Source organism: Wolbachia endosymbiont (group A) of Pogonocherus hispidulus, assembly GCF_964028195.1.
GTDB lineage: Bacteria > Pseudomonadota > Alphaproteobacteria > Rickettsiales > Anaplasmataceae > Wolbachia.
The window spans coordinates 274,198-294,572 of the sequence record NZ_OZ034750.1 but is presented as its reverse complement, the minus strand read 5'-3'; the positions used below and the strand labels follow the sequence as shown (position 1 = coordinate 294,572).

General features: G+C 34.1%; 9 protein-coding genes. 3 read left to right on the top strand and 6 right to left on the bottom strand.

The window, feature by feature from the left end:
- Positions 1–166: 166 nt before the first annotated feature.
- From ABWU58_RS01375 to ABWU58_RS01350, 6 genes are all read right to left on the bottom strand, one after another.
- The gene (locus tag ABWU58_RS01375; RefSeq protein ID WP_353283372.1) at positions 167–2,506 is read right to left on the bottom strand and encodes an ankyrin repeat domain-containing protein; all 2,340 of its coding nucleotides are present in this window, start codon (positions 2,504–2,506) and stop codon (positions 167–169) included.
- A gap of 184 nt (positions 2,507–2,690) precedes the next feature.
- Positions 2,691–4,391 carry a hypothetical protein gene (locus ABWU58_RS01370; protein ID WP_353283371.1) on the bottom strand — a complete coding sequence of 567 codons (1,701 nt, stop codon included), beginning with the start codon at positions 4,389–4,391 and terminating at the stop codon, positions 2,691–2,693.
- Between the two features lie 106 nt (positions 4,392–4,497).
- A complete protein-coding gene (locus ABWU58_RS01365; protein ID WP_265016118.1) occupies positions 4,498–5,403 on the bottom strand; it encodes a hypothetical protein in 906 nt (301 codons plus the stop codon).
- Positions 5,404–5,892: 489 nt separating this feature from the next.
- Positions 5,893–7,137: an ankyrin repeat domain-containing protein gene (locus ABWU58_RS01360; RefSeq protein WP_353283370.1), complete on the bottom strand. Its 1,245-nt coding sequence runs from the start codon at positions 7,135–7,137 to the stop codon at positions 5,893–5,895.
- An 85-nt stretch (positions 7,138–7,222) separates the two neighbouring features.
- The gene (locus tag ABWU58_RS01355) at positions 7,223–9,337 is read right to left on the bottom strand and encodes an ankyrin repeat domain-containing protein (protein WP_353283369.1); all 2,115 of its coding nucleotides are present in this window, start codon (positions 9,335–9,337) and stop codon (positions 7,223–7,225) included.
- A 551-nt stretch (positions 9,338–9,888) separates the two neighbouring features.
- The gene (locus tag ABWU58_RS01350) at positions 9,889–10,992 is read right to left on the bottom strand and encodes a leucine-rich repeat domain-containing protein (RefSeq protein WP_353283368.1); all 1,104 of its coding nucleotides are present in this window, start codon (positions 10,990–10,992) and stop codon (positions 9,889–9,891) included.
- A 261-nt stretch (positions 10,993–11,253) separates the two neighbouring features.
- Here ABWU58_RS01350 and ABWU58_RS01345 point away from each other — a divergent pair, with 261 nt between their 5' ends.
- The 3 genes from ABWU58_RS01345 (at position 11,254) to ABWU58_RS01335 (ending at position 19,987) form a co-directional block, all read left to right on the top strand.
- Positions 11,254–14,955 (top strand): hypothetical protein, encoded by a 3,702-nt coding sequence (locus ABWU58_RS01345; RefSeq protein WP_353283367.1) that lies wholly within the window; start codon positions 11,254–11,256, stop codon positions 14,953–14,955.
- Between the two features lie 352 nt (positions 14,956–15,307).
- Positions 15,308–17,368 carry a recombinase family protein gene (locus ABWU58_RS01340; protein WP_309165575.1) on the top strand — a complete coding sequence of 687 codons (2,061 nt, stop codon included), beginning with the start codon at positions 15,308–15,310 and terminating at the stop codon, positions 17,366–17,368.
- Positions 17,369–17,488: 120 nt separating this feature from the next.
- Positions 17,489–19,987 carry a tetratricopeptide repeat protein gene (locus ABWU58_RS01335; RefSeq protein WP_353283366.1) on the top strand — a complete coding sequence of 833 codons (2,499 nt, stop codon included), beginning with the start codon at positions 17,489–17,491 and terminating at the stop codon, positions 19,985–19,987.
- Positions 19,988–20,375: the final 388 nt, after the last annotated feature.

Sequence of the window (20,375 nt, the reverse complement as noted above, 5' to 3'; positions counted from 1 at the left end):
AGAGTTGGTGAAGAATCTACTTGAGGTAGGTGTTCCTATTAATGTAGTACACCAGGCAACTGACCTAAAAAATCTTAAAGCTAGTGGTATGCTTGAAAGATCATAAATATCAAGACAATTTCCTTAGAAAATCTCTTAAGCCATTAACCTGATAGCACCATCCATTTTATCTCATAGCACGGCTTGTTGTTTGTTCTGAGTTTGAGGCTCTGCTTATTCTTTCACACCAACTCCCTTTTTTCTGTCCATTAGATTGACTCATTGCTTCAGAACGCATCAATTTTCCAGACCTTTCAAAATATCCCTGTTCAATAGCATCGTATACTGAATCCCCACCAAATGAGCAATTCTTACCTAATTCTTCTTTACAATTTTTGAACTTTTCCAATATTTCCTTTTTATTACTCACTTCTACTATTATTTTATCTTGTTTGTCAGGATACAATCTAACGTCTAATTTCCCCTGACTGGTATGGAAAGTCAATACTATATCACTATTATCTGCAAGGTCTGTGTAATTCCTTATGCCATTTGCTGTTATAATTTCTACCTCACTTTTACCGATCTTTATTATATCTCTTCCATATTCTATTTCCCCTTGAACTAACCCTAAATCCCTTGCTCCATCTGTAATTTTTGCAACATTTATTGTGCTGTCCTCTGAGTATTCTAAGTAAAAAGTAGAATTATCCATTTTTACATCTTTTACTCTACCAGCAGCCGCATTTTTAACAATTTTCGTAAATTCTAGAGCATTATTCATATAATTTTTATGAGCTCTTTTTATATTGGTTTTATGATCCTTAAATCCTGATTCCAGTCTATCCAAGTTATGTAACACTGCTCCTTTTGATACTAATTTATATATTATACCACTAGCAATTTCAGAACTCTCTTTTAATGCACTAATTTTTTTCATTACATGATCTGTAAAACTACCTTTATCTTGTTGCGCTACTTCCTCTGGATCAATAAAGTTAAGCCTTACTCCAGACCGTATAGTTTGATCTACGACTTCTTCCAGTTGTTTCATATCTTGAGCTTGATTTACTTTAGCAAAAAATTCATCTCGCTTCTTCTTCTGGTCTGGTGTTAAATCATCCCATAGGGTCCTGGATTTGGGCAAACATTTTTCCCTGTTATAGTCTTTTTGGTCAGTTGCTCCTGCTTTCAAAAGTAAGTCTTCTACTTCAGTAGCAGCTTCAGAAACAGAAGAAATATCTCTGGCATGTTGCAACATTATTGATTTTCCTTCTTCATCATAAAAATTTAAAACCACTTTTAGATCTTGGTCACCCTCATGTTTATCCAAAAACTCTTTTAGATTTTTAACGACTTCAGCAATTAGATTTTTAACGGCTTCAGCAATGAGATTATCATCTTCATCCCAATTGTCATTAATAGGGAAACGTTTGCACATTATATCACGTAATTCTTTATCCAACCTCTTTTGATTGTCAGTTGGGAAGTGTCTCTTAACGTGGTATTGATGATTATCAATTGCAACTTGTAGTGGGGTTTTCCTTGTTTTATCAAGTACATCGCACTTAGCTTTCTTCCGTAGGAGCAATTCTATACCTCTGTCATGACCAAGGCCAGCAGCATAATACAAAGGTGTTTTCCCTTCAATATCCTGTGCATTAGGATCAGCCCCTGCTTCTATGAGGCGATCTATACCATCACCTCCAGACCCAATAGCAGCATAATGCAAAGGTGTCTGCCCTCTATCATTCTGTACATTAGGATCAGCTCCTGCTTCTATGAGTGAACATGCAGCAGATACATATTCTTCAGCTAACCTTCCTCCATATTCTGCAGCCATACTTACTACCGCATGCAATACTGTCAATCCAGATTCTCCTCTTTTAAGATTAAGAACAGTTTTCAGATCTTTATTGTTCTTATTGCTTTTTAAAAATGTACAAACTTTTATACTATAGCTACAACTACCTCTACCACCAGTATCTGGATATCCGCTGAGAATATTTAATAATTTTGTATTTAACTTCTTTTGATTCTCTGTTAAATCAGATTCATCACAAAACCATGCACGCATTAAATTAATAGTACCTAAACCTTTAGCAGAATCTATCAAAGTATCATTATCATTACGACGTATTTCGAAACATTCTCTGATCAAATAATGCTCATTATCCTCCTGGTGCCACTTCCTTTCTTCTAGCCAATTTTGCAATAGTAGCCATTTCGCCGGTTCGTCCAATTTTTCCCATTTCAGCCATTTTTTATGTTCTTCCCATTCTAGCCACTCTTCCCCTCCCTTCTGTTTTAGCTGTTCTTCCCATCTTTTCAGCTCTAGGTGTTCTTCCTCTTCTAACTGTTTTTCCCGTTCTAGCCGCTGTTTAGCAAATTTTTCACTCTCTACCGTTTTATCCTGCTTTTCCTGTTCTAGCGATGTTTTCCCTTCTTCCTGTTCCAACCATTTTTCATCTCCTGGATTTGTTTCATTACCTAAAGCCTGTTTAGGTTCAGTACCTTTAGTTAACATGCTTTCCCTCTAATCTATCAAAAATATTATGTGTAATACATAGCACGGATAAAAGCTAATGCAAGAATAATTTTTCTAACTTTTGTATTCTTTAGCTTGACACTCCCACAAACTTCACTGACATTGATGTGCACACCTCTGAGCCTGCTATGCTTCTGCTTGTTAATTAGCTATGCCTGCCAGATTAACGACATTGTGAACTGCTGTCTATTTTAATATCACTATTATCAGAATGTAAAGAGTTAAGCGAATGGCTACGCAATATTGGCTGTGCTTCACTCAATTTGCTACCTGGACCTAGCTGGTCACCAGCTTGATTTTTAGGACATTGTTGGCTAGGTGAGCTGCAACTGGTTTTGTTTTGTTGTTCTTCTTTAGTACTTTCAGATATTTTTCCATTTGTCATTTTTTCTATTTTTGCAAAAGTTGCTTTTCTACGTTCCATACGTTTTACTAGAAGTCCTGAAACTAACTGACGACGCTCTGAATCTTGTCCATCGATTTGTCTATGAAATTCTAAATCTTCTTTAAGAAATTGCTCACCATGTTTATCCATTTTTTTGTAAAATTCGTTGTATAGACTATCCATCGTCTCTAAAAAATTCATCTGCACTTCTAAAATCCTTTCATAAAAATCCTTTTCAGGCGGAAACTCCCTTTCCAGATAGCCTGAGTATACATCGATCACTTGAACGAGTAACTGCAGTGCATATTCTTTATTCAATGAGTCAATATGTAAAGACTTAGCTGCCGATTCCCTACTTGCTTCATTACCATAGCAATAATAAGCCAAAAGGTGATGAGAAAGTCTATGTAATGATAAAAGATCGTTTAAATTTTCAATAACTTCATTATTAGCTTTGCATATAACTTCACTATTTTTAGAGGTACTACAAACTGTCGTAAACGATAGCACCCATGATGCTAGTAAATTTATACTTCTAGGCTCTTGAGTTAAATAAACCTTATGGCATATAGCTAAAATATTTATATATTCTATAAATGGCAGAGTAAAATACTTATCTGCTTTTTGATAATCTTCTTGATTATTAATGCAATAAGGATACCCACATTTTATTAAGTTGTTTGCGTTGATTAACATCTTGTGTTGAAATTCACTTTGACCTAAAAAGTCGTCAATTTTAGTCAATATTTTACCCTGAGTACTACACTCATTTAACATTTGAGCTGCAATGGGCTTCATATAATTATCTTCTTTACACAGCTCATAAAATGACTTTAGATCAATGAATAATTCTTTGTAAGCATATAAGTATTCTCGAAAATAAAATTCAACATTATTTCTTTCCTTAAGAAATTTATTAAAGCTACCTGAGATAAATCCTTTCGTGCTACTTTGCCCTGATTTTAAAAATTGATTCAGATTAGGTATTAACTTCTCATGCTTGATATAAGACAACTCACCTAGTTTATTTAGTACAGTATAGCTTACTTGTCTTAATTTTTCCTCATTACCTAACAAATTAACCTCTACTTTACTAAAATAGCTATATTTAAAGTCATCATATTGAGAAAAGTTTTCATTAAAGTGCCCTAGTATATCTCGCACGGGATTTATTTTTGCCTGCACTGCTGTTGCTTTCAGCACTTCTTCTTCAGATCCATTTCGCCTTCGTACTGAGTCAGGATGATATATCGTGCAGAGCTTTTTAAGCTTACTATCAACCTGCGTTTTAAAATATTCCTTATGATCTGTTATAGCTTTCTTTCCCGTACGAATTTTGTGTAGATCATTATCAAGATCAGATAATAACCCATCAGACTTCAGTAGCTTTAGTGTATCCTCGAGCGTAATATGATCTACTGCTGTTGAACCTTGCTCCTGTTGATCAACTTCAATATCAATCTCAAAATTTTCAGACATAACTTTTCCTCTTTTCCATTTCAAATAACAATAGATTAGTAGTAGAATGAAGAGAGAAAGCAATATGCTTATAAGTAAAAAAGGCAGCATTACTTTCTCGGTTAAACTATTTACTCATTCCTTGGCAGCTACTGCTTAGCTTTACTTCATCTATATCAGTACTTGGATTTTCAATTATCTCTATGTTAGATTCACATTCTGAACTATTATCATCTTGTAATTTTGAAACAGTTTTACTTGATTCACCTTCATTACTAGATTGAATATGGTTCGATATATACATATTTCCTGCTTCTTCCCATTTTTGTATTACAGCATTCACGCCAGGAAGACAAAGAATTGTATTCATCTTTGCAAGTAATTCTTGATTAACTAGCTTATCCTCATTTCTTTCCTTATCAATTCTTTCAATTAACTCATTTTTTTCTTTAGCCATTGTCTCAATTAATTCCTTGAGGCCTTGCTTCTCTTTATGCATTTGCTTAACTAACTCCTCTCTTTCTTGCTCCATTTTATTAATTAATTCTTGATATTTCTCTTCTGTTTTTTTATTATTCTCATCCATTCTTTTTATTAATTCTTTTAAATCTTCTTTTTCTTCCTCAGACCTTTCTATTAATTCTTTTCTGTCTTGAACGACTGCATCAATTAATTCTTTGAGCTCTGCTTTCTCTTTGTTTGTTTTTTTGATTAAATCTTCTTTTTCTTGCTCCATTTTGTTCAATAATTCCTGATATCTTTCCTCTGTTTCTTTTCCTTCTTCATCCATCTTTTTTACTAATACCGCTAACCCTTCTTTTTCTTCTTCGGATCTTTTCATTGACTCTTCTTTCTCTTTGGCTGCTGCTTTAAGTAAAGAAGAATACTTTTCTTCAATTGCTTTTAACTGATTTTCATGATTTTCTGATATTTGCTTACTTTGAGCTTCTAGTTTTGATATGATTGTACTTTGTCTATATATAGTATAAACTCCACCAACTAGTGCACCTCCAGCTGCTATTGGTAATAACATAAGAACCCCCTAAAATAATATTGAGTTAGCATACCATAATGAATTTATAACACAACTACTTTTGAAAAAATATTTTTAGCAGAAACGTAAACCAATTAGTGTCACAAAAGTTTTAATTGTTGACTCTCTTCAAAAATGCAAAAAAGTACGTATATTTGTGAGAACACGTTGCGTAAAAATAGGGTTGTGTAAATAAAAACGTAAAATTGTTACAACAAAGCTAGGCAAACTAGTTCATATATAAATTTGGTTAAAGTAGGCTAATATAGCTGACTTTATAGTATAGTAGAATTATTATAAAGAAAAGTTCGAACGGTACACTTGGTAGACCAACGCATCCCAAGAAAACTTCTTCTCACGCTAGCTGGTTTTGGTTGTTGAAAATAGCTAGATTACTTAAATTTTTAATACCAATTAATTTAAAATTAATATAAAACTTATAATAATTTTCTACTTTAAATAGATAAAGTTTTTCTCCCGTTATCCTTCTCAAACTCTACTAGGAAATTTACTCGATCCAGAGTGCTGTTGTAACGATACATCCGTCACTTTTGTAGTACTTAACATACTTGCAATTCCCATACGTCCAGTTTCTCTAGCAAGATCTAAAGGTGTTTTGCCATTATTATCTTTAACTTGAGTATTGGCACCTCTATTAATTAGAAACCTTGCAGTGATTTCTTTAAAATACCCATCAACACCAGCAGTATAGTGTAGCGGAGTCAAACCATTTGCATCAATTTCATTAATGCTTACTCCCTTATTTAAGAATAGCTCTATAACATTAGGGGTTGTTCGTCCTCCTCCGCGAGCGGCAAGATGTATAGGCTTTTGACCATCAACAGTTTGAGCATGAATATCAGCCCCTTCATCTATTAGCAGTTTTACAGCCTCCAATTCAGCATGTTTAGCAGCATAATGTAGCGGAGTTAACCCATTTGTATCAGTATCATTAATACTTACTCCGCTGCTTAAGAAGCACTTTACAATATTAGCAGTATTAGCAGTTTTGTATCCTCCGCGGGCAGCAAGATGTATAGGTTTTTGACCCTTAATGGTTTTAGCATGAATATTAGCTCCTTTATTAATTAGAAATTTTGTAAGATCTAAGTGATCAAATCGAGCAGCATAGTGTAGTGGAGTTAAACCATTTTTATCGGTATTTTCAATGCTTACTCCTTTACTTAAGAACAAATCTATAATATTTACGTGCCCTGCGTAAGCAGCAAGATGCATAGGCTCTTGACCACAAGTATTATTAGCATAAATATTAGCCCCTTTATCAATTAGAAATTTTGCCACTTCTAATTTATTCTCGGATGCAGCATAGTGTAATGTGGTTCTACCAATTTCATCAGCATCATTAATACTCACTCCCTTGCTTAATAAGAACTCCACAATATTTTTATGATCTCCAATGATAGCATCATGTATAGGTTTTCTGCCACCAATGCTATTCTTAAAATTAATGTTAGCTCCTTTGCCTACAAGAAACTTTACAGTATCTAACTGACCATATCCAGCAGCAAAGTGTAGTGGTGTACTGTCATTACTGTTAACATCATCAATACTTACTTTTTTGCTTAACAAAAACTCTATAATATTATTACGACCAAACTTGGCAGCTGAATGCATAGGCTTTCTGCCACTTACATCTCTAGTGTGAATACTTGCTCCATTTCTAACAAGCTCTTTAACCTTACTAAGGTTATTTTGTTCTATTGCATTATGCATAAACCCCTCCAAAATATTATACTACTACTAAAATAATAAAATAAAGCAAGATGTTTTTGAAATAGCAAAGCCAATATCTTTCGCTTCATTTTTTGCCCATAAAATTTAGTATACCGCTGGTGCTCTCGCTTTGATTTCTTCTTGATTCTTGTACTTTATCTGCCCAAGTTTTAGATGTACTATGAGATTGACTAGGTTTTCCATACCTTTCAAAATACCCCTGCTCAATAGCATCATAAACCGAATATCCACCAAGTAAACAATTCTTCCCTATTTTTTCGTTACAATTTTTTAATTGCTCCAGCAAACCTTGATTATTCACTTTGACCATTATTAGACCTTTATTCTTGATATCAGTACATAACCTCACTTCTAACTCTCCCTGACTGGTAGGGAAAGTTAACACTATATCACTATTATCTGCAAGGTTAGTGTAATTCCTTATACCATTTTCTGTTATAATATCCACCTCGCTTTTTCCGATCTTTATTATACTTCTTCTATATCCTACCTCTTTCTGATTTAGCTCTAGATCTCTTACTTTATCTGTGATCATTGCAACATTTATTGTGCTATCTTCTGAATATTCCAAATAAAGAACAGAGTTATCCATTTTTACATCATTCAGCTTATTATTGGCTGCACTTCTTGCAACTTTAACAAGTTTATAAGCATTATCGACGTAGCTCGCATAAGCATCAAAGATATTATTTTTATGATACTTAAATTCTAATTCCAGTTCGTTAATTACATTAATACTATTTTCATTATACAATACTGCCCCTGCTGATACCAAATTATACACTATATCACTAGCAACTTTAGAATTCCTTTTTAACTTATTTAACTCACCAATTCTTTTTATCACATAATCTGTGAAACTATACCAGTTACATGCAATAGGGTCTTCTGGAGAAAAGTCTTTGTTAAAATTTAGCCGCACTCCAGATCTGATTGCCTCATCTACAACTTTTTCTAGTTTGTCCATATCTTCAGCTTTAGATACCCTGTCTAAAAAATCATCTAATTTTTTCTTTTGATCTGGCATTAAACGGTGCCATAAAACGAGGGGACGTTTTTCCTCTACTATGCAATGAGGTACATCACATGATGCACCTGCCTTCAAAAATAAGTCTCTTATTTCTGCACCAATAGCTTTATCAATATAAGTAATATTTCCAGCACACTCAAGAACTTCTAACTCACCTCTTTCACTCCGAATATTTAACACCACTTTTAGATCCAGGTTACTCTTGTGTTTATCCAAAAACTCTTTTAAAGTTTTATTGAGGTGAATAGGGCCGAATATAGGAATTACAAGAATGTTATATAACTCTCTACGCAACTCCTCTTGTTCTTTAGTTAAAAGAAGCCTTGCCACATTGTAATGACCATTATCGATTGCAACCTGTTGTGGAGTTTTTCCTTGTTTATCACATATATTTGGATTAGCACCTCCACGAAGTAGTAAATTTACACCTTCATCATTACCAATAGCAGCAGCATAGTGCAAAGGCGTTTCTCCTTCATTATTTTTTGCGTTAGGATCTGCTCCTGCTGCCAAGAGTAAACTTACAGCTTGATCTTCCTGATTGCGACCCACTTCATATATATGAGCCCCTGAAACTGCATGAAGTACTGTTGCATCAGATTCTCCTCTTTTAAGGTTAAGAACAACTTTTAAATCCCGTTTGCTTTTATTAGCTTCTAAAGATTTTTCAAGCTTATCAACACTACCATTATCATAATCAAAAAGAGCACTTTCATCATACCAGTCTAGATACTTTACAATATTTAGCAGCTTCATGTTTAACTTCTCTTGGCTTTCTGTAAGATTATGTTCTTCAGTAAACCAAACACACACTTGTTTACGTAATGAATCTCGACTATCCATTAAAGATGGTAGTACATTATCCTTAAGTGTCGGCATAGTCATTTGAGTATACCAAGAATCACCCTGATTGTATATTTCATCTATCTCACTCTCTGAGTATCCTCGCTTTCTTAAGGTTTCTAACGGATCATTACACAAAACTTGTAATAGATGTTCTGATTTAAGTAACTCATATTCATTATTAAATGATTCATCTGTTTCAAAATACTCTTGCTCAGGATTTAATTCATAATTTAGTTCTTGTGCGTTAGTTTGTTTATTACCCACTGGCAAGATATGTTCCACAGATTCTTTAACCCCAACCATACTCCCCTCCTAGTATAGATAAATAATATATTGTATATGGTGTATAACATGAGTCAAACTAATTTCAACATAATATTTTCACTATTTTACAATTTTTGAGTTTCTGTAGTAAGTTCATCTGTTTACGTAAACTTCCCTTTCATATAAAAACAAAATAAACCTGTTATCCACAAATATGTTATCTGCCCAATAAAGCGAAAAATAGTTGAGCAAGCAAAATAATGAAAAGGATTATTGTAATTATTTCTGAATGCATAATTTTCGGCACTCTTGTGGGTTTTTACCACTTAGCAGTATGCAAAATTTTCTCTATCACTCCTTACTAGAAACCTTTTGAAAGAATCCTAGCTACCATCCAGCACATAAAAATATTATGTACGAATAAAAACTAATGCATAATCTCAATGGCAACAGGGCAGATTAAAAAGAGCGTTCTTTGCTTGCAGCTTGATTCCTTTTTGCCTTTCCAATAATTATGGTTAGTATAACTTTTGCATTTTTAGCTTCCATAAACTTCACTGACATTCGAGTCTGCTATTGCTTGGTTCTTCTTAGTTAGCTATCGCAACAAACTCAATATCATTAGATTTTAAAGAGTTTGGCTGGCTATGTATTGGCAGTACTTCACCTAACTCACTACTTGGACCTTGCTGATCATCATTGATGCCACCAGGACTTGACAGGCTTGACGGCCTACAACAGGAAATAAATTTGCGCATTAAGCTCTTATTAGCACCAGAAGCCTGAACCCCTTGCTGCTTCTCTCCTTGATTAGAAGATGCTGTTCCTAGCTCTGAGAAAGGCTTTCTCTCTAAAGTATCTCTACATGGCATAGTTACCGGTTTTTTATTTTTTATCATAAAGGGAGAAATAAAACTTGAAAGATTACCATTAGCTAAGGCCTCTTTACCTAGTTCATCTATATCATCATTATCATATAAGTAGAGAGAAGTAAGGTTTGAAAGATTGCCATTAGCTAAGGCCTTTGCACCTTGGTTATCTATATTATTACCCTGTAAATAGAGAGAAGCAAGCTTTGGAAAATTACCATTAGCTAAGGCCTCTGCACCGCTGCCATGAATTTTGTTATTAGATAAATTAAGAAAAGTAAGTTTTGAAAGCTTAGCTAAAGCCTCTGCACCTCGGTTACCAATTTTATTACAAGATAAATCAAGTGCAATAAGGTTTGAAAGCTTAGCTAAGGCCTCTGCACCTTGGCTATAAATTTTGTTACGAGCTAAATCAAGTTCAGTAAGTTTTGAAAGCTCAGCTAAGGCCTCTGCACCTTGGTCACCAATTTTGTTACGAGCTAAATCAAGTTCAGTAAGTTTTGAAAGCTTAGCTAATGCTCTTACACCTTCATCACCAATATTGTTATTCTTCAAATTAAGCTTGGTAAGGTTTGAAAGCTTAGTTAAAGCTTCTGCACCTTGGTCACCTATATTGTTACCACCTAAATAAAGAGAAGTAAGATTTAAAAGATTGCCATTAGCTAATGCTCTTACACCTTCATCACCAATATCTAAATCGACTAGAGAAAGCTTTTTAATGTGTGTATTATTTTGTAAAAAGCTTACCAATCTTTCTATGTCCACTACAGTACCTTTAGTACTCATTATTAAGGAACCACCTTCAACATATTGGTCAAAATTCATTTTACCCTCCATTCAACATTATATAATAAACATACTTATATTAAATTAAAGCTATAAATCAACCACTTTTTTAAAAAATATTTTCAGCAAAAACATTATGCTAATTAGCTTCACAAAAGATTTTATTGTTTACTTTTTCCAAAAATCACAAAAAAGTGAGGGTTTGCAAAGCTAATTGACAGGGTTTGAAGATATGTCTATTGAACTATTAGTTTTTTATGGTATATACAGTGTTTTTTCATTCATAGCAAGGGGGTAACTATGCCAAATACTTCAAACCTTTCCTCTTCTTCCAAGGGAGATGAATCATCTAAGCCGGTCAAAAAAAGGCAAAAATCTTCCAAAACATCTGCTAAAGAAACTGGAAGTAAATCTACTGATAGATGTGAACCACCAGTTGTAAGTTCTACAGAAGGAATGAAAGGAGAAGGAGAACGTTGGTATGAGTTATTAAAAGAAAAAATAGGTTTTGATGTTAATGCGAAAAGGTGGATGGAAGAACATCCAGAGTTGGCTTACCAAAATAAGTCTGAATTACTAATAAGGCTAGCATGCGAAGTATGTTTGGCTAAAGATACAGAGTATGATCCAGAAAACGAAAATGAAGAACAGAATAATAAATACATAAGATTTGATACGCAAAGGATATTTGCATTATTTGAAGTGGCTAATGAGCTGATAGATCTTTCAGATCGTAAGAATTTCGTGGAATTTATCTGTCAAAAGGGTAACGTGCAGTTATTGGAAATGATTTGTCAAAAAGAGAATAAAGATACAAAACGAGGCAAGAGTGTAGATAAGCAATACAAATGGACAGGAACTTTTACTGGTTATTCAAAACTAATAGACTTATTACGATATGTAATTGATAATCGATGTTCTCCTGAAATAGTGCTGTGTATTGCAGAAAAAATGTATGGAAGCGCACATGTTTTGTGTAATGGAAAACAGTACCTTGATAGCGACCAAACTATAAAAATAAAAGGAACCTTTAGTTACCAAGATTCAGTTGTAAAAGAGCTTTTAAAGAAAGCAATTAAATTAGGTTACAAAAGTGCAGTATCAGTAATGTTAAGTGGTGATATTTATCACTCTATTCGCTTAATGAAATGGGAAGTGTTTCAAAAGCACCAAGAATTTCTTGCAGCCTACAATATGATAAAAGAAACGGTAGCAAATGTAATAAGTTCATGGGTAGAAGATAAACAATCTTGCAAAGGTGATGTACAAAATTTATTAGATCAAGGAATAAAGACAGACATGGAAAAAGTGAAGAAAGAAGATCTCATGTATCAACTAGAATGTCTAGAAAAAGAGATAACGGATAAACACATTGCTAGCAAAGAGAAATTAATGAAAGAGCTAAAGAAACTAGGAAAGGAAAAAGGAGAAGTAAGACTAAGACTAAGACCAACTGTAGTAGGTGCTTTAATATCAACACTGTTTTTTAAGCATCAAGATGAAGCAATAAAAGTAGTAAAAAACGAGTCATTTACACTAAAAACCACACTAGATGAGAAGAGTAAGAAAGAAAAAAAACTTAACGAATTAAATCAAAAGATAAATAGTGGAGAACCTATAAACGACACAGTATTAGAATTAATCAAATCATTGAACTCATGTTCTCATATGTATAGTAACTGGTTCTTTAGAGAAGTGTTAGCAAAGGTTGTGAATGAGAAGTTAGATGAGTTAAAGGCAGTTTGTACTGCTACATGTAAAGAGCCAATGAAAGAACTGCTAAAGGATGAGAAAGTTCACGAAAATGTGATTGATGTTCTAAAATTTGTTGATGTTGAAATATTACCCAATCAAATTACAACGTCAGAAATTCCAAATAGTTGTGCTAGTGTTGGTGATCACTTTGTGAGAGATGTAAATGAGATACATTTTAGGAAAAAAGCAAAAGAGAGTTGTAGTAGTGATGAACTAGCTTTTAGTGGATTGACAAGAAAGATTATACGTGATCTCAAGGAAAAGAAGGATTTCACAGATAAAGAAAAAGAAGATTTAATATCTAAGGCAGTGAGTGAGATAAAAAAAGGAATCGATATTCTTGCTGATGGTACTGTGGCTAATATAGATGCAAAAGATATATTTCTAGGCTTTGAGTTTATTAACGACGAAATAACAAAAGAGAAGCGTAAAGAAATTGTAGAACTTGTATGTCAAAAGGGTAATGTGCAGTTATTGGAAATGATTTGTCAAAAAGAGAATAAAGATACAAAACGAGGCAAGAGTATAGATAATCAATACAAATGGACAGGAACTTTTACTGGTTATTCAAAACTAATAGACTTATTACGATATGTAATTGATAATCGATGTTCTCCTGAAATAGTGCTGTGTATTGCAGAAAAAATGTATGGAAGCGCACATGTTTTGTGTAATGGAGAACAGTACCTTGATAGCAGCCAAACTAGAAGAATAAAAGAAAGCTTTGACTACCAAGATTTAGTTGCAAAAGGGCTTATAAAGAAAGCAATTAAATTAGGTTACAAAAGTGCAGTATCAGTAATGTTAAGTGGCGATATTTATCATTCTATTCGTTTAATGAAATGGGAAGTGTTTCAAGAAAATCAAGAATTTCTTGCAGCCTGCGATATGATAAAAGAAACAGTAGCAGATGTAATAAGTTCATGGGTGGAAGATAAACAATCTTGCAAAGATTCTGTACAAAATTTATTAGACCAAGGAATAAAGATAGACATGGAGGACATGAGCAAAGAGAGTATCATATGGCAGCTAGAATATCTAGGAAAAGAAGTGATTAACAGAGAGAGATTTAACAAAGAAAAATTAATGAAAGAGCTAAAGGAACTAGAAAAGGAAAAAGGAGAAGTAAGACTAAGACCAACTGTAGTAGGTGCTTTAATATCGACGTTGTTTTTTAAGCATCAAGATGAAGCAATAAAAGTAGTAAAAAACGAGCCATTTATACTAAAAATCTCATCAAATGAGAAGAGTAAGAAAGAAAAAAAACTTAACGAATTAAATCAAAAGATAAATAGTGGAGAATCTATAAACGGCGCAGTATTAGAATTAATCCAATCATTAAACTCAGCTAGTCATTATTTTAATAACTGGTTCTTTAGAGAAGTGTTAGCAAAAATTGTGAATGAGAATTTAGATAAGTTAAAAGCAGTTTGTGATGCTATCTGTAAAGAGCCAATGAAAGAACTGCTAAAGGATGAGAAAGTTCATGAAAATGTGATTGATGTTTTACAGTTTTTTGGTGTGGAAAAAGATTTTTTACTAGAAAAAAGTATACCAGGAAATAGTGATGATGCATTAGTTAGGAATTCACAAAGCATTGAAGAGACTGTAAGCAATAGATCAGAGAAGAGTATTAGTTCATCAAGTCGACAATCATCTGCTGATCATGATCCACAAAGCAGTACAGTACCTATAAGTCAAGGAGGAAAATCTATACCTTCTGCTGCATCAAAAAAGAGCTGTTCTGCATCAAATTTACCTAGTTCAAGAGTGGCAGAAAAAAATAATGAAGGTGTTATGCAAAATAATTGTGTACAAGGTGGAAATCCTTGTTATAGTGTAAATACGGGTAGAGAGATTTACTACCTGAATGTAAGAAATAGTTCTATGGGGGTTAGAATGGAGAAATCGCAACAAGGGGGAATATTAAATAAGATCCGCTCTAAGCAACGGGAGTCATTGCGAAAAAAGTCATCTGATGATCGGTTACCAAAAGTTAGTTACTTAGAGGATGCTCATTATGAGAGATATAGAAAAGCGTTTCTAAATAAGGTGTTTAATTATAATAAATTTATAGATTCTTCTATGTTATCGGTGGAAGGTCAAAATACAGAAATGGATCGCTCATCATTGAATAATTCATCAAGTACTTCACTAGATATTTCATCAGTTAGTATAAATGATTCAAGGGATGAATCGCGCGAAGATGATCCTTATCTAGATGGCATGCACGATCAACCACCTTAATACCCCATTCAACAACCAAAAAGAGATTACAGTTACAGATCCAACTCATCCGCTATTTGGCAGAACTTTTCCTATATCCTTTATCAGTTCAAGAGCCCATTGTAGTAGTAATGTATTTGTTATTCATCGTAATAACATAATTCTGCGTATCCCGTTTCTTGCTACCAACTTAGCCAGTAAGCAAGATTTTCTCACAAGTAAATTAACATGGGATTCATTATACGAATTTGTTTCTTTAGCAAAGGAGTATAAATTATGCCATGTAAACCAAATAGAGTGTGGAAAAAAATGCCGCAATGTCTCAAATCAGAAATTTTAGAAAACATATTATTAGTGTCCAAAGAGGTCATCCATGAATACATCAGAGCTAATTACAGCACAACATTTAACACGCGAAGCGATAATTTACATAAGACAATCAACACCTCATCAAGCACTGAGCAATCAAGAAAGTTTGGAGTTACAGTATGCGCTGAAACAAAGAGCTATTGATCTTGGGTGGAAAGCTGATAATATTGTTGTTATTGATAATGATCTCGGCTTAACAGGTGCTAGTGCTGAAAAGCGTGAAGGGTATAAAGAGATTCTCGCTAAAGTCACTTTATCAAAGGTAGGGATTATCCTATCCTACGATGTGACTCGTTTGTCACGTAATTGTTCTGATTGGTATCCGTTATTGGATATATGTGGCTATAAACAGTGTTTGATAGCTGATCGGGATGGTGTGTATGACCCTGGTACTATTAATGGTCGGTTGTTACTTGGTCTGAAAGGACAGCTTGCTGAAATGGAGTTATCTACTATAAGAGCCAGACTAAATGCTGGACTAGTAAATAAGGCAACCAGAGGAGATTTAGCCTTATCTCTTCCAGTGGGTTTCGTTCGTAACATTGATGATTCCGTGAGTAAGGATCCTAACCTTGAAGTTCAGCAGCATATTAAGCTTGTTTTTGACACTTTTCTAGAAAAACGAACAGCAGCACAAGTTGTAAGGTATTTTAACAATAACCAACTTACCATTCCTAGGTATGACAATTTTAAAGAAGTGCATTGGAAAAAACCAACTTTTGACGCAATTATCTCAATGCTCAAAAACCCTGCTTATGCTGGAGCATTTGCTTATGGTCGTTCTTGTACTACGCGTCACAAACTATCTTCTGCTAATAAAACAACAAAAAGACTACCAATGGAAGAATGGAAAGTTCTAATTAAAGATAAATACCCAGCTTACATAGATTGGGAAACCTTTACAAAGATTCAGATCATACTTAAAGATAATCATGCGGATTACCGTCGCTGTAGAACACGTGGAATAGCTAGACCAGGTGCAGCATTATTACATGGAATAATCTATTGTGGAGAATGTGGACACAAAATGATAGTACAGTATAAAGGAGGAAATCATTATAAATGCAGTTACCAACATCAACGTGATCTTTCCCCTTCATGTCAGTTTTTACCTGCTGATATTATTGATAATGAAGTAATTCCTAAATTTTTTGCAGCACTTAGTCAAATTGAGCTAGATGCTTATACTAAGGCTATTAACTCGCAGCTACAATCTGAACAAGAAATTAATAAAGCTCATTTACAACAATTAGAACGCTTAAGATACCAAGTAAGATTGGCAGAACGACAATTTAATCAAGTTGATCCTGACAATCGTCTTGTAGCTGCAGAACTTGAAAGACGTTGGGAACAGGCATTGAATGAACTCAAGCAAGCGGAAATTACATTTGAACGTCAGTATCCAAGTAAACCTACTCCTCAATTATCCGAGGAACTGAAAACAATATTTTTAGATGTAGGTAAGAAACTACCAGAAATTTGGCATAAGTCAGTTCTGTCACGTCAGCAAAGAAAATCTTTTGTTCGTTGTCTGATTGATAAGGTAGTAGCACACCGAATCATGCGTGATTGCTTGCAGATACGTATTGTATGGCATGGTAGAGAAACTACCACTTTCCATGCTCCTATTCCAGTAAGCTCCTTTCGTGCATTGACTACTGCAACAGAAATGGAGCAATCGATAATAAAGTCAAGTAAAGAGGGTAAAACGGATATAGAAATTGCCAAGTACTTAGAAACACAAGGGTATCGTTCTCCCTCACAATCAAAGAATATTGTTTTAGAAAATACAGTAAAAAATATTCGGTTAAAAAATAATATTATGCGAAAAAAGGAGCAATCACACCCCATTAAAGTGCCTGGCTACCTTACTATTTCACAAGTTGCAAAAATCCTTGAAGTTTCCAGGCAGTGGCTTTACGATAGAATAAGGAGAGATAAAATAAAAATACAAAAAGACTATAGCAAAACCAGAGGCAAGTATTTATTTGAAGATAGACCAGAAACTGTTAGAACCCTTATGGATTTTAAAAATGGTAAACTCAACAACCCAAATTTTTTATAGGAGTATCAATATGTATAATCGCAAGATTACATTACAGGACTTGATCTGCTAAAAGAAGGAGACGAGAGTCGAGCTAAAAATAAGATTCGTGAGTCGGCAGTTAAGGGATTTGAATGTGGAATGTACGCATATGCGATAATAAAGTTTAAGGAAGCTATGGAAGGTAATATCACTACAAACATGTTGGGAGTAAACTGTGCTCCGCAAGAAGTGGTCAAAGAAGCTGTTGAATGTATGGTTAAGTCAGGAAGGTCTTTTTCCCCTTTGAATAGTTTGATACTTGGAATTATGGAATTATACAATGTAGGAAATTATTGCAAAGTGATTCAACATACATCGCAAAAGTCATGGAAAATGCATTTCGCTGATGTCTTGCGGAGTACTAAAAATACCCCTTTTATAGATCCGATTGCAGAGCACAATCTCTTGGCTTGTGTTGGAGCAGCTAATTTGGATTTTACTGATTCAAGTGATTATCTGGAGATGGTAGGAAAAGAGAAAGGAATGAAAGAATTAGAATCGATGATCGATCATGTAGAATATGAGTTGGCAAAAGATATGGTATCAAATAAAACAGATCTTGTTACTGCAGGGTATCTGTTTCGACAATTATCTAGCAAATCTTTTTCTGATGCGCAATATTCGTATGCGGTTGCGCTGTTCAACGGTAGACTTGATCAAAGAGGAGTTAAAAAGGAACAAAAAGTTCACGATTTGCTTAGTAAAGCTGCTAGTTGTAAACATCCAGAAGCAATGCTTCTCTTAGGGATATTGCTTTTTAAAAAGGGGTATGAGTTTGTTAGATCCAATAATTATTGGAGTTATTTAGAAGATTTTATAAATGTAATGCATGATGATAAGAGTTTGAAACAAAATTATCTCAAAGAAAAAGTATCGATTTTTGTTGCTTATGAATACATTAACAAGAGTAATCCTTATGTACAATATGATGAACAAAAGGCTAGGGGTATTTTACAAAACAATTGTGACAAAAATCAATTGGAAAAGTTAGAAAAAGCAATAGAAAAAGGCAAAGAATGTTCTAAAAATCTATTAAGTGATGTACTACAAACATTAAAATATGTGGGTTCTGTACTTAAAACAAAGGGTAGTGATAAGTTATATGCTCAAGAGTTACCATCTATGCTAGAACAGCTACGTAGGAACTTAAAAGATAGCAAAATAACTATTCAACAATCGCAAAACCTGTTACTTGTGCTGCAACAACTAAACAACATATCATCTCTTGATGAGAAAGATCTTTTACCACTACAGCAACTATATTACAATTTAGAAGAAGAAGTTGAGAAACAACTAGATGGTTCTTCACAAGCGGAAATGTTGTCACTAATAGCAGAACTAAGTAAAGTGAGTATTGATGTACAAAGAAGACGTTCTAGTAGTCTCTCATCTACCAATACTACTAAGTCAATAAGTACTAGACGACGTTCGGCTGCTGAAACATTACAATTACAGAGTCTGGATGAAAGTACGTCTGACGTTTTTAAGTATCCTTCAACTCCATCTTCAAAGGTAAAGGAAATTGTTATACCGTCAAGTAGTAGTCAAGCGCTATTATCTAGACCAAGAGCTGCTAATACGGCTATTAATTTTCAAGATGATAACGAGCTAGAACCTTTTGTCGACGCTAGTGAATTCTTCAATGCTGATCCAGGTACTAGTACTAGGTTAAGTAGCAGGAATAGCAGAATGTTTGAATCTAGCCGTCGATTATCTTTGTTTGTGCATGATAAATCAAGCGATGGTAAGCTTTTAGGTGATTGTTTTAATATTGCAGCAGATTTATGCGAAAAAGGTGAGTACCGTAAGGCTCTTGATATCTATGAACAAGTATTTGACAGAAGAAATAGTGTTTTAGGTTATAAAAATTTCAATACTATAATGGCTCGTCATAATATGGCAGCACTGTTTTACGTACTAGACGAACCTAAGCAGGCTTTAGACATTTTCAGGGAAATGCTTGATAAGTTAGGCCCTAGTCATCATTATGCTGCAGACATTGAATATAATATTGATGTGGTATTAAAAAAACAGGGAAAAGAATTGTTTGTACAACCTGGGGAAAAACAAATAGAACCTTTCTCAAAATCTGTATCAAGTAATTTTCAAAGTGTACCAATAGTAGATAAAGGTAAGAGTAGTTATGGTTCGAGTTTGAGTTCATCATCTGGCTTTGAGAGTGGTTTTTCTGCTTTCTCAGAGCAGAGTATTAGTGAGAGAGGTAAAATAGCCAAATTACCGAGTAGCGTATCCGGTAGAACAGAACAAAAACAAAGTTCCGGTAGTTCACAGCAAAATGTTTCTGCAGCGGCAGGATTGGGCAATGGTAGTAGAAGAGTAGAAAGATTAAGTTCTTTTTCCTCAATTCAGGGTAGAAGTACATCTGGATTCAGTCGATCATCTTCGCGTACTAGTAAATCAGTCAGTGATGAGTTTAGCGCTACAGATATATCTAAATGTACTTCCAAAGGGCAGAAGGTAAAAAACAAAAGTAGTGACATGCCTCCTTCAAGATCTAGCTCTCGTCCCTCTAGTAGTCTAGATAATTTAGAAACAGAAAAGCATACAGCTTCTTCTAGAAGTATAGGAAAGAGGTAGATAAAAAAAGTATATTTCTACAACAGATCAATCTATATCTCCACGAGAAGCACAGGGTTATGCATTGAATATTACAAAGGCATTTGAGAAAGTGTTGAATGAAGCAGCTATTAAGTCAGGTATATCAGTAACGAATTTAAATTTTTATTCTGTAAAAACACAGTTAGCTATAGTTGGACAAATAATAAATGGGAGATTTTTAGAAATATCAAAAACCCTATACTAATCTGCAAAAGAGGCGTGTTCAGAATTTAAACAAACTGGTAAGTTTTTAGCTCATTTAAGAAGCAGCTTAGAGGGGGAGAAGGAAGCTGTACTGCTACAACAGAAAGTAGAAAAGCCTTCTAAGATCTTAGATCAGCAGGTTTCAGGAAAAGTAGAGTTACCT

Excerpts from the sequence above, each read along its gene's own strand:
- ABWU58_RS01375 (WP_353283372.1), bottom strand. The coding sequence starts at position 2,506 with ATGTTAACTAAAGGTACTGAACCTAAACAGGCTTTAGGTAATGAAACA.
- ABWU58_RS01370 (WP_353283371.1), bottom strand. The coding sequence starts at position 4,391 with ATGTCTGAAAATTTTGAGATTGATATTGAAGTTGATCAACAGGAGCAA.
- ABWU58_RS01365 (WP_265016118.1), bottom strand. The coding sequence starts at position 5,403 with ATGTTATTACCAATAGCAGCTGGAGGTGCACTAGTTGGTGGAGTTTAT.
- ABWU58_RS01360 (WP_353283370.1), bottom strand. The coding sequence starts at position 7,137 with ATGCATAATGCAATAGAACAAAATAACCTTAGTAAGGTTAAAGAGCTT.
- ABWU58_RS01355 (WP_353283369.1), bottom strand. The coding sequence starts at position 9,337 with ATGGTTGGGGTTAAAGAATCTGTGGAACATATCTTGCCAGTGGGTAAT.
- ABWU58_RS01350 (WP_353283368.1), bottom strand. The coding sequence starts at position 10,992 with ATGAATTTTGACCAATATGTTGAAGGTGGTTCCTTAATAATGAGTACT.
- ABWU58_RS01345 (WP_353283367.1), top strand. The coding sequence starts at position 11,254 with ATGCCAAATACTTCAAACCTTTCCTCTTCTTCCAAGGGAGATGAATCA.
- ABWU58_RS01340 (WP_309165575.1), top strand. The coding sequence starts at position 15,308 with ATGAATACATCAGAGCTAATTACAGCACAACATTTAACACGCGAAGCG.
- ABWU58_RS01335 (WP_353283366.1), top strand. The coding sequence starts at position 17,489 with ATGTACGCATATGCGATAATAAAGTTTAAGGAAGCTATGGAAGGTAAT.